General features: G+C 59.8%; 16 protein-coding genes. 12 read left to right on the forward strand and 4 right to left on the reverse strand.

Annotated features, from left to right (window positions below; genetic code table 11):
• Positions 1–27: 27 nt before the first annotated feature.
• Positions 28–642 (reverse strand): response regulator transcription factor, encoded by a 615-nt coding sequence (locus tag SB725_RS14850; RefSeq protein ID WP_194939602.1) that lies wholly within the window; start codon positions 640–642, stop codon positions 28–30.
• Positions 643–855: 213 nt separating this feature from the next.
• Here SB725_RS14850 and SB725_RS14855 point away from each other — a divergent pair, with 213 nt between their 5' ends.
• The 12 genes from SB725_RS14855 (at position 856) to SB725_RS14910 (ending at position 12,210) form a co-directional block, all read left to right on the forward strand.
• Positions 856–2,067 carry an EAL domain-containing protein gene (locus tag SB725_RS14855; RefSeq protein ID WP_194939601.1) on the forward strand — a complete coding sequence of 404 codons (1,212 nt, stop codon included), beginning with the start codon at positions 856–858 and terminating at the stop codon, positions 2,065–2,067.
• 198 nt (positions 2,068–2,265) lie between these two features.
• Complete coding sequence (locus tag SB725_RS14860) at positions 2,266–2,643, forward strand: hypothetical protein (protein WP_194939600.1); 378 nt, start codon at positions 2,266–2,268, stop codon at positions 2,641–2,643.
• An 11-nt stretch (positions 2,644–2,654) separates the two neighbouring features.
• Positions 2,655–2,792, forward strand: a complete 138-nt coding sequence (locus tag SB725_RS14865; RefSeq protein WP_194939599.1) for a hypothetical protein — start codon at positions 2,655–2,657, stop codon at positions 2,790–2,792.
• A 173-nt stretch (positions 2,793–2,965) separates the two neighbouring features.
• Positions 2,966–3,466 (forward strand): outer membrane beta-barrel protein, encoded by a 501-nt coding sequence (locus tag SB725_RS14870; RefSeq protein ID WP_194939598.1) that lies wholly within the window; start codon positions 2,966–2,968, stop codon positions 3,464–3,466.
• Positions 3,467–4,172: 706 nt separating this feature from the next.
• Positions 4,173–4,730, forward strand: coding sequence for a fimbrial protein (locus SB725_RS14875; RefSeq protein WP_410922026.1), 558 nt, complete (start codon positions 4,173–4,175; stop codon positions 4,728–4,730).
• 79 nt (positions 4,731–4,809) lie between these two features.
• Positions 4,810–5,337 carry a fimbrial protein gene (locus SB725_RS14880; protein ID WP_027923331.1) on the forward strand — a complete coding sequence of 176 codons (528 nt, stop codon included), beginning with the start codon at positions 4,810–4,812 and terminating at the stop codon, positions 5,335–5,337.
• Positions 5,338–5,513: 176 nt separating this feature from the next.
• On the forward strand, positions 5,514–6,044 hold the full coding sequence (locus SB725_RS14885) for a fimbrial protein (RefSeq protein WP_410922027.1): 531 nt from the start codon (positions 5,514–5,516) through the stop codon (positions 6,042–6,044).
• Between the two features lie 78 nt (positions 6,045–6,122).
• Positions 6,123–7,136: a fimbrial protein gene (locus tag SB725_RS14890; protein ID WP_410922028.1), complete on the forward strand. Its 1,014-nt coding sequence runs from the start codon at positions 6,123–6,125 to the stop codon at positions 7,134–7,136.
• Between the two features lie 259 nt (positions 7,137–7,395).
• Complete coding sequence (locus SB725_RS14895; protein WP_050590178.1) at positions 7,396–8,058, forward strand: molecular chaperone; 663 nt, start codon at positions 7,396–7,398, stop codon at positions 8,056–8,058.
• The gene (locus tag SB725_RS14900) at positions 8,058–10,556 is read left to right on the forward strand and encodes a fimbria/pilus outer membrane usher protein (protein WP_410922029.1); all 2,499 of its coding nucleotides are present in this window, start codon (positions 8,058–8,060) and stop codon (positions 10,554–10,556) included. The genes SB725_RS14895 and SB725_RS14900 overlap by 1 nt, the downstream gene beginning before the upstream one ends.
• 11 nt (positions 10,557–10,567) lie before the next feature.
• A complete protein-coding gene (locus SB725_RS14905; protein ID WP_410922030.1) occupies positions 10,568–11,248 on the forward strand; it encodes a molecular chaperone in 681 nt (226 codons plus the stop codon).
• Between the two features lie 629 nt (positions 11,249–11,877).
• The gene (locus tag SB725_RS14910; protein ID WP_155953723.1) at positions 11,878–12,210 is read left to right on the forward strand and encodes a hypothetical protein; all 333 of its coding nucleotides are present in this window, start codon (positions 11,878–11,880) and stop codon (positions 12,208–12,210) included.
• Positions 12,211–12,688: 478 nt separating this feature from the next.
• On the opposite strand, the gene SB725_RS14915 is transcribed toward SB725_RS14910, so the two are convergent.
• The 3 genes from SB725_RS14915 to SB725_RS14925 form a co-directional block, all read right to left on the reverse strand.
• The gene (locus tag SB725_RS14915) at positions 12,689–13,879 is read right to left on the reverse strand and encodes a lipase family protein (RefSeq protein ID WP_410922031.1); all 1,191 of its coding nucleotides are present in this window, start codon (positions 13,877–13,879) and stop codon (positions 12,689–12,691) included.
• Between the two features lie 279 nt (positions 13,880–14,158).
• Complete coding sequence (locus SB725_RS14920) at positions 14,159–14,548, reverse strand: TraR/DksA family transcriptional regulator (RefSeq protein WP_410922032.1); 390 nt, start codon at positions 14,546–14,548, stop codon at positions 14,159–14,161.
• Between the two features lie 91 nt (positions 14,549–14,639).
• On the reverse strand, positions 14,640–14,828 hold the full coding sequence (locus SB725_RS14925) for a carbon storage regulator (RefSeq protein ID WP_410922033.1): 189 nt from the start codon (positions 14,826–14,828) through the stop codon (positions 14,640–14,642).
• Positions 14,829–14,964: the final 136 nt, after the last annotated feature.

Genomic DNA, 14,964 nt, shown 5'->3' on the forward strand with positions numbered 1-14,964 from the left:
CTCGGCGAGCGAGCGCCGAAGCCAGCATCAGGCCAAGCCGTTGCGCCGTGCGCAGTCCACCAGTTCAACGTTGTTGCCCACGCTGAGCTTTTGCATGATCCGCGATTTGTAGGTGCTCACGGTCTTGTCGCTGAGCAGCATGGTGGTGGCGATGTCCTTGATCTTCACGCCGCGGACGATGGCCTGCAGCACCATCATTTCGCGGTCGGTCAGCGAGCCGAAGGCCTCTTTTTCGTTGTTGTGTTCGCGATCGTAGAGGGCGTCCCGCGGGAAAAAACCGTAGCCGGCGGCCACCGCCTTCACCGCGCTGACCAGCTCCTCCAGGTTGTCGCTCTTGTTGATGTAGCCGGACGCGCCGGCGCTCATGCAGCGGCTGGCGAAGAGCGAAGAGGGCCGCGAGGTCAGTACCAGGGTGTCGATGCGCAAGCCGATGCTGCGCATGCGGCCGATGACGTCCAGCCCGTCGAGCAACGGAATGCCGATGTCGATGATGGCGATGTCCGGCATCGCCTCGCGGGCCAGCTTGATCGCGTCGATGCCGTTGTCGGCCTCCGCGACTATCTGGTGACCCTCGCGCTCCAGGATCACCCTGACCGCCAGACGTACAGTGGGATGATCGTCGACAATCATTATCTTACTCATGGTCACCTCGAAGGCTGCACGCCAATTCACTTTAATCCAACTCACTTTAATCCAACCCGCCGCAATGGGTAGGGGAATGCTGCATATTTTCTCGGATTATCCCGAGTGCTGAAAGGCGATTTCCCGGAATAGGGAAAACCCTACAAGGGCTTAGGGGAAGTCTGCTCCGGGTATTGTGTAGCTTTGCCGGCATGCAACCTATGGGGACAAATCATGCAAACCGGCAAGGTCATTCTGCTCGAGGACAATCGTTTTCAGCGTGCCGTCCTGCGCGCCGCGCTCGGGTTGATCGGCGTTACCGACGCGCTGGAAGCGGGCGACGGGGCGGAGGCGCTTGCGCTGTTGCGTGCCTGTGGTGGTGTGCGCCTGGTGATCTGCGATCTGCAGATGGCAGGCATGGATGGCCTGGCCTTCCTTCGGCGCGCCGCGCAAGAGCGGCTGGTGGAAGCGGTGATCATCTGCAGCGATATCGAGCCCTCACTACGCCGGGGTGTCGCCGCCATGGTGGCGGGGCTGGGGCTCGCCTATATCGGTGACCTGGGCAAGCCGTACACGTTGCGCAAGATCGGTGCACTGATGGAGCGTGCAGCGGCAAGCACCCCCCTCCCGACTGTGGTGCCTGGCGTGCCGCCTGCACAGCCTGGGTTTGCCGAAGTGCGGCGTGCCCTGCTGGAGGATGAGTTCGAGCCCTTCTTTCAGCCCAAGCGCGACATCCAGCTCAACCGCGTCGTCGGCGTCGAAGTACTGGCGCGCTGGCGTCATCCGCAGCAGGGGCTGCTCGGTCCGGCGGCGTTCCTGCCGGTCATCGAGGCGTACGGCTTGCTCGACGAACTGTTCTGGGCAATGTTCCTGCCTAGCCTGAAGTTCCAGTGTTCCCTGCGTCAGCGCGGTATTCACCTGCCCATGGCGTTTAACGTTCACACCGCGCAACTGGAATCGCAGCATCTGGTCGAGCGCATTCGTGCCGCGCTGGCCGAACATTGGCTGCCGCCGGGCGCCATCACCCTGGAACTGACCGAGACCGGCGAGATCGCCGACCTGCCCGCCGCCCAGGAAGCGCTGCTGCGCCTGCGCATGCTCGGCTGCAAGGTGTCGATGGACGACTTCGGCTTGGGCTTTTCGTCGTTGAACCGGTTGTGCGAGCTGCCGTTCAACGAGGTGAAGCTCGATGCTGCCTTCATTCGCGCCAGCGATCTGCAGCCACGTAGCGTGGAGGTTATCCGGTCCGCGGTGGACATGGCGCGCGCCATGGGCGTCGAGCTGGTGGTGGAGGGCGTCGAGACGCCGGCACAACTGGCCTTGCTGTGCTCGCTCGGTTGCCGCTATGCCCAGGGCTATCTGCTTGGCCGGCCGATGGCGGCGATCGATATCGCGGCGATGGCTGAATTGAAGGCCGACGTGTTGCCCGAATTGCTCCAGCAGTGACGAGTCAGCCCAGTACCGGGTGCCCTGGCGCAAGGGGTGCGGCGCCCGGTCCTGGCACCTTTTTTCGCACTCGTGCCGGCGGTGCTGCCCGTCGCGAACCCGAGTGCCTTTGCAGATGAACAATGAATACCGATGCCGCGTATCCGTCGGCACGGCCATTTTCTTTAGGGCTCAGTTGGGCCGCAACCGAGGGGAATCATGCGTTTCGCAAAAACCATCATGGTCATGCTCTTTCTGTCCGGTGCCACGATCGTCACGGTCGAACAGGGCGGCCTTCAGGAGGACGCCGGAGGCGCTCGCGGGGAGCGTGAGGAGGGGCGGGGCGGGCAGCCCGACCTGTCCCTGCGCGGCGCGCTTGCCAAGCTACGGCGGGACGAAGCGAAGCAAAACCGGCTTCAGCGCCTGAATCGCCAGGCCGATGTCGAGGCGGGCTTCGCGCTCGGTCAGACGGTGGGCGCTACCGTCGAGTCCTCCTGGCAGGAGGGTGTCGATCTGCATGCTGACTTTCGTGAGGCGGATGCTTTTCGTGGCATCGCTGCGGAGCAGGACGGCGCCTCCTCCTACCGGGGCTTCTGATGGGGCGGGGGGTGGAAGGGGTTGAACAGGCCGTCGGGTCGCGGGAAGGCGGACTGCGCTTTTTCCTGATGACGATAATGAGTTTTTTTCTGATGACGATATTGCGCGTTTTTCTGATGACGATATTGCTGTTCCTGCTGCTGTGCTGAGCGGTAATGCGCGGCGAGTTGCCCGCCGATCTCATCGGTTTCACATCGCCGGTGTCGATGGTTGTTTTATCCATGTTTTGGGTGCTGCGCAATCACTCCGCAGTCTGCTGGGGATGACGTTTTTTAGCGAGTGACCAACGGCTTTTCGAAATTTACAAGTAATGGGAGTAGGTATGCGTTTGTCGAAAATAATTTCCACGATTGTTCTGCTGTCCGGTTCGGCCTTTGCTCTAGCCGACAGCGGCCTGTTTGTCGGCGGCGGCATTGCCCGCTTCGAGGTCGACGAGCGCGAGCTCGACGATTCCGATGAGAGCTACAAGGTCTATGCAGGGTATCGCCTCAATGACTACCTGGCCTTCGAGGGCGCGGTGGTGGACTTTGGCGAACTAAGCGGCGGTCGCGAGAGTTTCAGCGGCCAATCAGCCCAGGCAAGTGCGCAACTGGGGTTCCCGCTGGGGCAGCGTATCCGTGTCTATGGCATCGCAGGGTTGCATGCCTGGCGCAGCGATGATGACGATGTTACTGGTTCGTCCGAGGACATGGACACCCTATATGGCTTCGGTGCCGAAGTGGATGTGGTCGGCGGACTGGGCCTGCGCCTGGAGCAGGTGGCCCTGAAGGTCGGCGATCTGGACGTCGACCAGACCACAGCGTCGGCCTACCTGCGCTTTTGACCGAGGGCGGGATGCTGCGCGGTTTCGTAAGAATGGTCATGCTCTTTCTGTCCGGTGCCACGATCTCCATGGCCGAACGGGGCAGTCTTCAGGGGGGGGGGCGGAGGCGCTCGCAGGGAGCGTGAGGAGGGGCGGGGCGGGCACCCCGACCTGTCCCTGCGCGCTTGCCAAGCTGCGGTGGGACGAAGCGAAGCAAAATCGGCTTCAGCGCCTGAATCGCCAGACCGATGTCGAGGCGGGCTTCGCGCTCGGCCAGGCGGTAGGCGCTACCGTCGAGTCCTCCTGGCAGGAGGGTGTCGATCTGCTTGCTGACTTTCGTGAGGCAGATGCTATTCGTGGCATCGCTGCGGAGCAGTCGGTGCCTCCACGTTTTGGGTCTTCTGATGAGCCCGCGCGCGGAAGAAACCGCCCAGACCGCCCAGCCGCAGGAGGGCGGGTAGTGTTTCCTGTTGATGTCGGTGGTGCTGTTCCTGCTGCTGTGCTGGGTAGCGGACACTTCGCTCCGGCGAGGCCTCCGATGATTCGGATGGGGGTTTTTTAGCGTTCAGTGGGGCGGTTCCCCATTGTCCGCTTTTTTGAGTACTTCGGATTTTTCGCGGTTGTCCTATTAGGGATTTCCCTACTTGTCATTCAGGGGGGCTGCACGGAGTGTTGTAGTAACTTCTGTTATTAAGACATGAACAGCTCTCGGGAGAGAATCAATCCCATGAAAAAAATGAAGAGAATACTACTGGTGGGCGCTATTGCTGTCGGCTATCTGGTTGAGTACGAAATAGTCCAGGCGGAGCCAGGCACTCCCAGAATTGAAGGGTCTGTACATGTAACCGGCGCGGTGCTGGACAAGGGCTGCGATGTTCCCGGCGACAGCAAGTCGCTGAGTATCGAGTTGGGGCAGCTGGATATTTCATCCTTCGGTGGGATGGCCGGCGCAACTTCCGGCGCCGGGGTGATCGAAATTCCGCTGATCAATTGTCCGGTAATGTCTGGTGGCGTCGGGATAGTATTCGACGGGCCGGCAAATTTGTCGGATACCCGTTTATTGGCGCTGCAGGGGAAAGATGCCGCCGAGGGAGTGGGTATTGCGTTTTACGAATCCGATTCCACGACACAGATCCCGTTGTATCGGCAGTCCGAATTCAAGCCCATCGCCGAAGGACAGACCGCCATGCTCTTGCGTTATATCCTGAAGTTCAAATCGACCTCGAAGGATATGGCGGCCGGAACTGCCGAAGCGGTTGCAAACTTCGCCTTGGTCTACAACTAGAAATTCATTGTTCTACTTCTCTGGATGGGGGGTAGTGTCGGGTCGTCTGCGACAGTCACCGCTTGCGAGGTTAATCATCATGTCAAAGTTTCCTGTTGTTTCTCTTTGTGCGTTGTTGGGAGTGCTGGGCTTTTCTTCCGTTCAGGCCGCTTCCGATGGCGTGATCAATTTCGATGGCGAGATCATTGCTGGTGGCTGTGATGTTGCGCCGGGCAGTGATGCGCAAACCGTGAACATGGGTATCATGAGTGTCAAATCGTTCAAGGGTGCCGGTTCCACCGTCGGTTCGGCGCAGTTCAACATCGAACTAGCCAACTGCCATCCTTCGCTGACCAGTGTGGGGCTGGTATTCGACGGAATATCCAGCGCGGACGACGATGCCATTCTCGCCCTACAGGGTGCCAACAGTGCGCAGGGGGTAGGTATCGCTCTCTATGAAATCGATGGGACGACACTGATTCCACTGCGAATGCAGGGGCGGGCGAATATCCTCAACGGTGAGTCGGGAACCACATTGCGCTATGTCGCAAAGTATAAGGCGACCTCCGAAACGGTAACGGCTGGTAAGGCCAGTGCTGTGGTTAATTTCACCCTGGTTTATAACTAAGGTGGTTCGTTCTATATCGCGTACTTTGTGCTTTGATAGTTAATGAGGGGAATCCCTACATGCGGCTAAGGATCGCCTTCTGGGTCGGTGCTTTTTGCATTGATATAATGATTCCATCTCGAGGAAGCATGGCTCGGGTATCAACGATGCATTTTATCAATCAAGTAGGTTTTGTTATGAAAAAATTTCTCCTGGCTTCTGCTGTCATCTTCTCTGGCATGCTGGCTGCACAAAGTTATGCCGTCGCCGGCAGCATCGCCATCACCGGCACGATCATCGACAAGGGTTGTGACGTCGTTGGCGGCGCCCAAGCCATGGATCTCGACCTGGGCATGGTCGACCGCACCGCCTTCGGAGGCGTGGTGGGTGCCACCTTGGGTTCGGCGCCGCTGAAGATCTCGTTGGCTAACTGTCCGACCGGCATCGGCAGCGTGGGCGTGGTCTTCGACGGTTCGGCCGATGCCGAGAACGCCGACCTGCTTGCGCTGCAGTCTGCCGAGGGTGGCGCCAAGGGCGTGGGTATAGCATTTTACGAGTACGACAGTACCACCCAAATCAAGCTGCACCACCAGTCCGTGTACAACCCGCTGGCGGAAGGGCAGACCGACTTGGTGCTGAACTATGTCGCCAAGTACATGGCTACCTCGAAGACCGTGGTGGGTGGTAAGGCTGACGCGGTTGCCAACTTCACGCTGGTTTACAACTAATCGGTAATCCCGGCTGAGTCTTTGGTTTGGCCGGGTTTTTTGTTGTCTGGGTAAATTCGATGTAATGGGGTGGCGGTGATGAGAAGGCTATTTCCTATTCTTGCTTTTTCCTTCGCTGTATTTGCGTTTCGCGCAGCTGAGGCGGCGACAGATGATTGTCAAGTTTATGATCTTTCTATGCCGTCACCGCAGATTGAGGTTGATCTTGCGCAGGATGTATCTCAGGTCGGGGTTCAGCTGGGGGGGCCGGTTTTTAGTGGACGTCAGATAATTACAAGTGCGGGGGCCTGTCCGCATGGAGATAATTACGTGGGGATGGCTGACGCAGTGGCTGATAGAGCTGGTGTGACGTGGAAGTATCAAGGGAAAAGTTATCCGCTGTATAAAACAGGAATTGATGGGGTTGGAGTTGCCATTGGACTAAAGGCTGTTGGTTTGGGTACTGCAGACTGGACTCCGGTTGACAGTTCTAATTATTTTTGGTCTTCAGAAAATAGTTATGACGATCCTGGTTGGTTGGAGGTGATGCTCATATATGTCTCGACTGGCCCGATAAAGCCCGGCACCTATGCCTTTCCTCAGACCAATTTGCTGAACTTGATCTATGCGCATCTCAGGACTCCATATATTGAGTATGATCGGGGCTATATGTATATTGGTGCGGGCAGCGTAACCCATGAAGGGCTCGGGTGCGATTTGGTCGACAGTGAGATCGATGTCAATCTTCATCAGGTAAGTGCGAGTGAATATTTCAAAGGTGTCGGCAGCGTTTCCCCGGCGGAGCATTTCTCCATACCTTTGCAATGCAATGGGGAAGTTGCAATCGACATGACGGTCAGCAGTTCTGGCGCTGCCGATGCCAGCAAGGGATTATTGAGAGTGGATTCGGGCGGGGCTTCGGGAGTGGCCATTCAGCTCTTGCAAGCGGATGGTGTGACCATCATGCCGTTGGGTGAGGAAGTTCGAATAATTCCCCAGACCACGCTGGGGCAAAATACTATAAATATGGCGGCGCGCTATTATCAGAATGCAAGCAAGGTAGTGGTGGGTAAGGCTAAAGGTACTGCTCAATTTACACTTAAATATCGATAGCTAAGGCGGTGCGCTAGAGAGTTGCGCAGATAATTATTATATTAATATATGTAATTGTTTCTTGGGGTGGACCTGTTGGCGGTCCGTCGCTGTGTGCTTTTTAGGGAGATAAGGGAATCCCTACAAATCTACAATACATCCCTGATATGTTGTTGGATGGTAATTTTTTATATTTCTCTCAAATGAACTTCCTTCCATCGCCAGATGGGTTCTTTTGAGGGTAAATGTCGTGAAACATGTATTCATAGCGGCTTGTCTGTTGCTTGTCTCTTCCCTGCAAGTTGCCCACGCCGGTGTCGTCGTCGGCGGCACTCGCTTGGTTTTCAAGGGGGCGGTGAAGGACACTTCCATCGGCCTGGAAAATACCGACAAGAGCGCCTTCCTGGTCCAAGCCTGGGTCGAGGACGAGAAGGGCGGCGATGCCCAGTCGGTGTTTCTGGTGACGCCGCCGCTGTTCAAGATGGCTCCCGAGTCGGCCAGTCTATTGCGGGTGATCAAGATCGGCAACCTGCCGGAAGACCGCGAATCGCTGTTCTGGCTCAACGTGCGCTCCATTCCATCGGTCAAGTCTGGCGTCGATGCCAACCAACTGACCCTCTCCGTGCAATCGCGGATGAAGCTGATCTACCGGCCGCAGGCGCTGCTCGCCAACACCGTGGATGCCATGGCGGCCGGCTTGCAATGGCACTGCCGCGGCGCCAGCCTCGGCGTCAGCAACCCGACCAAGTACTACATGAATTTCGCCTCGGTGAAGGTCAGCGGCGTGGAGATCAAGACGCCCGGGTGGGTCGCGCCCGGTGAATCTAAGACCTTCGCCGGCGCGGTTTCCGGCACCGCCTGTGAGGTGAAATGGCAGGTCATCAACGACTACGGTTCGGCCGGCCAAGTCCATGCCAACACTGCGTTGAAAGGTAACGGATAATGGGTCTCGTGCGTCTCGGTCTCGTCAGCGTTGCCGGAGGGACGGCGCTGCTCATCATGGTGGGAGTGGGGCCCGTTCGCGCTGAGGAATACTTCGATCCGGCCATGCTGAACAGTGGCGGAGGCGCACCAGCGGTCACCGATCTGTCGGTATTCCAGGGGCAGGCCGGGCAGTTGCCTGGCATCTATCGCGTCGATGTCTATGTCAACGGCAAGGCCGTGGACAAGCGCGATATCCGCTTCGAGCCGACCGAAGGCCAGGTACTGCAGCCCTGCCTGTCGCTGGAGATGCTCGACAAGTGGGGCGTCGACTTGTCGCTCATACAGGGCGTGGGGCAGTTGTCCAAATGCCTGAGCATCGATGCCGTGCCGCAGGCCACCACCGAATTCGTGTTCGCCTCCCAGCGCCTCAATGTCAGCGTGCCGCAGGCCTCCATGGTCAAGCAGGCGCGCGGCAGCGTATCGCCCTCACTGTGGGACCAGGGCGAGAACGCCGCCTTCCTCAACTATGGCTTCAGCGGCTTGAACAGCAGCTCGCGCAAGGGTGGCGGCAATTCGTCCTCGCAGAGCCTGTCGCTGCTGCCAGGGGTAAATATCGGCGGCTGGCGCATCCGCAACTTCACTTCGGTGAACAAATCCTCGAGCAGCGCCGACATGCAGATTGAGTCGGTCTACAATTACGCCAAGCGCGTGTTCCCGAGCATCGGCTCGGAACTGACCGTCGGCGCGGCCACCACGTCCTCCGAGGTGTTCGACTCGGTGCCCTTCATGGGCTTCCAGCTCGGCACCGACGAGGACATGCTGCCGGAGAGCCAGCGCGGCTATGCGCCCATCGTACGCGGCATCGCCCGCACGGCCGCGCTAGTGACTGTGCGGCAGAACGGCTATGTAGTCTACAAAGACAGCGTCTCCCCCGGCCCGTTCGAGATCAGCGACCTCTACGCCACCGGCGGCAACGGTGATCTGATGGTGACCGTGGAAGAGAGCGACGGCACCCAGCAGGAATTCATCGTGCCGTTCTCCAGCCTGGCGATCATGCGTCGCGAAGGCGCCTTCAGCTACAGCGTGGCCGCCGGCGACTACCGGCCGTCGAGCGACGACGTGGAGAAGCGCAAGGTCGTGCAGGCCACCGCCATAAAGGGCCTGGCCCATGGCACGACCGTCTATGGCGGTTTCCAAGCCGCCGACGTATATCACTCCGTCGCCGCCGGCCTCGGCCTGAACATGGGTGACTGGGGGGCTGTTTCTGCCGATATCACCCAGGCCTGGTCGCAGGCCTTCAACGAGGAGAAGACCGGCGGGCAGTCGGCACGTATTCGCTACAACAAGAACTTCGTCGACTCCGGCACCGACTTTGCCCTGGCCGCCTATCGCTATTCCACTGAGGGCTACGCCGGCATGACCGAGGTGCTCGACACCTACACCGACGGCGGCTCGGGCTACCTGAACCGGCGCAAGAGCCGCTTCGAGGTGTCGATGAACCAGTCGCTGTCGCCGGAACTGGGAGCGCTGAACATGAGCCTTTACAGTGAGGACTACTGGGGCAACGGGCGTAAGGACCAGTCGGTTTCGGTCGGCTACAGCAACTTCTGGAAGGACGTCAGCTTCAGCGTCGACTACAGTCACACCCGCTCGATCACCCAGGATGAACAGGAAAGCGACGTCAGCACCGACAATGCGTTGTCGGTGAGCGTGAGCATTCCGTTCGACGGCTTCTTCAGCTCCTACAGCTATGCCACTAGCAAGAGCGGCAGCGCCAGCCACCGGGTCAACCTATCTGGCCATGCGCTGCAGGACAAAAACCTGTCGTGGTCGGCGCAGCAGGGCTATACCGAATCCGGCGGTGGCAACGATGGCAGCCTCAATGCGCGCTACATGAGTGGGGCCGGCGAGTTCGCGGCTGGCTACACCTACAACGACTCGAGCACCCAGATAAACTACAGCGCCCGCGGCGGCGTGTTGCTACATGGCGATGGCGTCACCGTCGGCCAGTACATGGGTGAGTCCCCGGCACTGGTCGATGCCGGAGGTGCGGCGGGGGTGAAGGTCCAGGGTCAGTCGGGCGTCTACACTGACTCCCGCGGCTACGCCATTGTCCCCTACACCACGCCTTACCGGAAGAACTCGGTCGGCCTGTCCGTCGAGGCGGCTCCGGAGGACGTGGAAATGGTCGACTCGGTGAAAGACGTGGTGCCGACCCGTGGCGCCCTGACCCGCGCCAAGTTCGTCTCGCGCATCGGCCGCCGCGCACTGATTTCGCTGAAGAACCAGCTCGGCTTCGTGCCCTTCGGCGCCCGCGTGGATATCGAGGGCGAGCCGATCAATCCGGACAACATCGTCGGCAACAAGGGCCAGATCTACCTGACCGGCCTCCAGCCCACCGGCGTGCTCAAGGTCTCCTGGGGCGAGGGCGCGGGCAACAGCTGCAAGGCCAAGTACGAGCTGCCCGAAGACAAGAACGGCACCGGCATCGTCAACACGTCGGCCAAGTGTGAGTGAGGTGAAGAAAGATGCGAAAGCTGGCTTGTCTGCTGTTCTGCCTGAGCGGCCTGGGCCCGCTGCTGGCCCAGGCCGATGTGCAACTGGGCGCGACCCGGGTGATCTTCGCCGAGGGCAAGCGCGAGGCGGGCTTGCGGGTGCGCGACCGCACGACGGGCTCGCCGCCGCACCTGATCCAGTCGTGGATCACCGACGCGGCGGAGCGGGAAACGGATCTGTTGACCGTGGTGCCGCCGCTGTTCCGCCTGGACTCGGGCGTCAGTCGCACGCTGCGCATCATCAAGGCGCCGGGGGCATTGGCAAAGGACCGCGAGACGCTGTTCTGGCTGAACGTGAAGGTCATCCCTCCCTCGGAGAAGGACGCGGAGGATGTGCTCAAGACGGTGGTGGTATTCCAGCTGAAGCTGATCTGCCGGCCTGCGGCGCTGAAGCCGGAACAGGCAGCCAAGGCCTACCGCAGCCTCGCCTTCGATCGCGGCACGATGGGGCAGCTGAAGGTGAGCAACCCGACGCCGTTCTACGTCTCGCTGGCGTACCTGAAGGTGAATGGGGTTGATATCCCGGAAGCGGCGCTGCTGGCCCCGCATGAAACCGCGAGTTATCCGATCGCCGCAACAGAGCCACGCAAGGTGGCCTGGGTCGCCGTGGACGACTTCGGCGTCATGACCGAGGAAGCGAGTTTTTCCTTCTGACGATCCTGGCCTCATCAGCTTTCGGTGGGTGCCGGGCGTCATCCTGTGGACTTTCCGTAGACCGGGAAAGCGCCTGAATAGCGCCATTTTTCCGCAAGGTTGAAATTCTAATGAGCAAGTTAGTAGTCACTGTTCTGCTTTTGTTTTCCGGATGGCAGACGGCTTGAAGTGCATGTAGACACGGATTGTGATCTGAAGAATTTATATGTGGTGCCGCCCGACGCAGAAACTGTCGAGCAGCCCGAAGACCACTGGAGTGCAGATATCACCATCTCGACCATCTCGACCAACTCGAAACCCTCCGTGGAGGGGAAGATGTTCCAGTGTGATATCAGGGCGAATCGTCTCATGCGAGGGCGATGCTTCAGGCTCCGGTTCGACCTGGTCCTATGGTGGCCGGATTTATACCGACTTCCGCTTTTCAGTGTTGGGCATTGGCTATGCCATTGCGATGAGGGGCCCGAAGGCGAGTTCATATACCCCTGTGAATACGACGGGCTGGATCCAGATTTCCCCCTGCGGCGAACTGCAAAACGAAACCTGATCGCTCGGGCTCGATGTGCTGGTGTGGTATGTGGCGGCCGCCGAATTGAAGCTGGGGTTCTATCAACTGCCGAAGGAGCAACTGCTTGAATACAATGCGGATCGATGATGGCCTTGTTGCAGGGCGACCGGAAGATTTCTACATCTGCGTCTACGTAGGCGCCAACGCACTTACCCTTTCAGCAAGGTCCTGTACCTTGCTGGAGCCAGAAGTAAGTGTGGATCTGAGGCGCGTTGATACGAGCAGTCTGGCAGGTGTGGGGAGCGTCGACCCCAATGTAGGTTTCACCATTGCGCTGAACTGCGATAGCGATATGGCGGTAGAAATGGTCGTGGATACCGTCAATGTTCAGGATGCCGCTGCCGGGATATTGAACCTGTCTTCAAGGTGTCGGGGTGTAGATGCACCCGCCCGATAACACTACGCCTGTTTACCTGGGGCAGCCGATGAGGCTGATTGCAATCACTCCCGAGGGGCGCAACGACCTGAATCTGGGAGGCGTTACATTCAGATTGGCGACCAGGTTGTCCCTGGGCGAGCGAGTGCGATGGCCCAGTTCGTTCTGAAATATCGCTAATTAGGCGAATAGCCAGCGCTCTGCGTCGCCATAGCCTGCGTCGGCGGCCGGCTGGGCGTCTTCCGGCCAATACACGGGGCGCATGTGCGCCTTTGTCTATTAGGGTGACCAAACCCGGCCATGGATTTGGACGTGGCGCGCGAAGTAGCGGGGCGGTCGTCTAGGTTCAAAGGGCAATGAAGCGCCAGCGTTGGCCGAGGATTGGCTGCCCTGAGCGGCGCGCCCTTGGCGCTGGCCGGAATACCCTGCGGCGGAAAAGAAAACCGGCCCGCGAAGGGGCCGGTCGGTAGTGCTCGGGTCAGGCAGAGGCCCGCGGTCGTTACAACGGTTTGGTCGAGCAGCCCTGAGCCTGCGCCTTGCCGTCGAAGCGTGCCTGGGTCCAGTCCATCAGCGGCTGCTCCAGCGGGGTTCCCGGGCGTACGATAGTGCCGTGGTCACGTTCGGCGACGGTCCAGTACTCCAGGCGCTGGCTGGCCTTGCAGCGTTCGTCGACGTAGCGCTGGGTGATCGACGGCAGCACCACCGGGTCGGCGAGGCCCTGGATGATCAGTTCCGGCATGGGGATCGGCTGGTTGGCGGTGTTCTGCTCCAGCCGGGCCGCAAGGGCCTTGTCCGCCGGCAGGTTCAGCGACGGACCTTCGAAGGTCGTGGTGAGCGCCTGGATACGCTGTGGATCCTGCGGTGGGAAGAAGCCGCAGAGCCCGGCGATCTCATGGGCGGCGACGCGCGCCTCGGGGCGGATTGCCTGGTCGAATTTGACGTCCGGGTAGAAGCGGCTGTAGGCCTGGGCGATGTACGGGCCGAGACGTTTGTTCACCGCAACGTTGTTTTCCAGGATGTCCTTCATGTTCGCCGCCGGGGCGATGCCGACCACGCCCAGCACCTTCACGTCGGGTGCGTAGCGCGGCGCGACTATGCCGGTCCAGAGCGCCGAGTGGCCGCCCTGCGAGTGGCCCCAGACCACGGTGCGCTCGTCCAGGCTCAATTCGGGCATCTGCCGTGCCGCTCGGGTGGCGTCGAGGGCCGCGCGGGCTTCGCCTTCGCCGATGATGTAGGGGTGCGGGCCGCCTTTTTCGGTGAACGAATAGTCGGTCGCCACCACGACCCAGCCGGCCTTGACGATCTTGTCGCGGGCGGGAATGCCCTCAGTCGGCACCGAGATCAGTGACGGCATGCAGCGTTGCACCAGGCCTGTGGTGCCGTGTTCCCAGGTGATCACCGGGCGCGGTCCGGCCGGCATCTCGGTCGGCGCGAAGACGGTCGCCACGGCGGTGGCCGGGGTGTGGTCGTCCACCGAGGTGCTGTACTGGATGCGCCAGCCGCGCATGCCGGCGGGAAGGCTTGCTTCGGCCAGGGGCTCGCTGCGCAGCAACACGCCGGGTTTGGCGGGTGGGTTGGCGGGCGGATCGTAGAAGCTGTCCGGTGCGCGCACCTCGACGGTCGGCGCCGTCGCGGCCAGCGTCTGCGGCGATGTGGACGCAGCAGCGATCAATAGGGAGGCCTGCAGCATGGCAAGGCTCAACAAGCGTATGGAGTGGGGCATGGAGTACCTCGGTCGTGTTGAAGATCCAGGGATCACGAAAGGGCCTTGCGCAGTGGATTCGCAGCCTGGCCAGCCTCCCAGGGGAGGGAAATTCAACTGGCGGTGGCGGGTGCGCTTCTATGCAGGCACCAGTCTATCTGGCAATCGGAACAGGGTTTTCTGATCTTGCACCGATAGCAGTAAAAAACGATTAAACGCGCCCGCGAATTCGCGGGCTGGCCGCGACGGACGGCCACCGCGCAGCGGTCACAGTGCCGCTCCCTTGGCCATCTGCGCTAACCGCTTCTCCCACATGTGCTGATGTTCGATACAGCGCTCTGCGATCGGCTGTGACAGCAGGCGCTCCAGGCCAATAGGTTCGTCACAGATGATGCACCAGCCAAAGTCCTTGCTCACGATTCGCTCACGGGCTTTGCGAATAGCACTCAGGTTGTTCTGGTCATGGTCTATCTGGCGCAGGATTTCAATGCGTGCTTCTTCCAGTACTGCAAGATCGACGGGGTCGGCCGACGACCCGAGCTCCAGAATGAGCGTTCGCGCTTCGGCGACACGGTCTTCCAGTTGTTCTTGCTGATCAGCAAGCATGGTCCAGTAGATCTTGAGCTGGTCCGGGTTCATGTATTCGTTACTCAACACTTGTAAATCCCTTCTCTCGGATATTCGATGCGTGACATTTAATGGCGGAGCTCCCCGTGGAATCGCCGCGCTGCGGGAGATAAGTTCTCGATTAATCACGGTCAATGATGTTCTGGTGCTCTTGGGTCTTGATCTTGCCGTGCACTTCTTCACGGTATATACGGACGTCCTTTGGCGCTGTGATTGCTAGCGTGATCTCCCCGTTCTGCATCCCGGTGACGGCCACCCGTATGCTGTCAATTCGGAACTCCTCGTTGATCTTTCGCGTAAATACAAGCATCTAATGCTCCGTAATCATTACCAACAGAAAGTAACTTGCACCGTGCGTGAAAGCGTCAAGGGCACACGTCGGTATCCCCGAACAAAGTTACGTTATGGTCAGTTCAATTTTTATATAAGACTCGAGTCTGCACTCG

This window comes from Pseudomonas sp. SIMBA_041, assembly GCF_046535095.1.
Lineage (GTDB): Bacteria > Pseudomonadota > Gammaproteobacteria > Pseudomonadales > Pseudomonadaceae > Aquipseudomonas > Aquipseudomonas mucoides.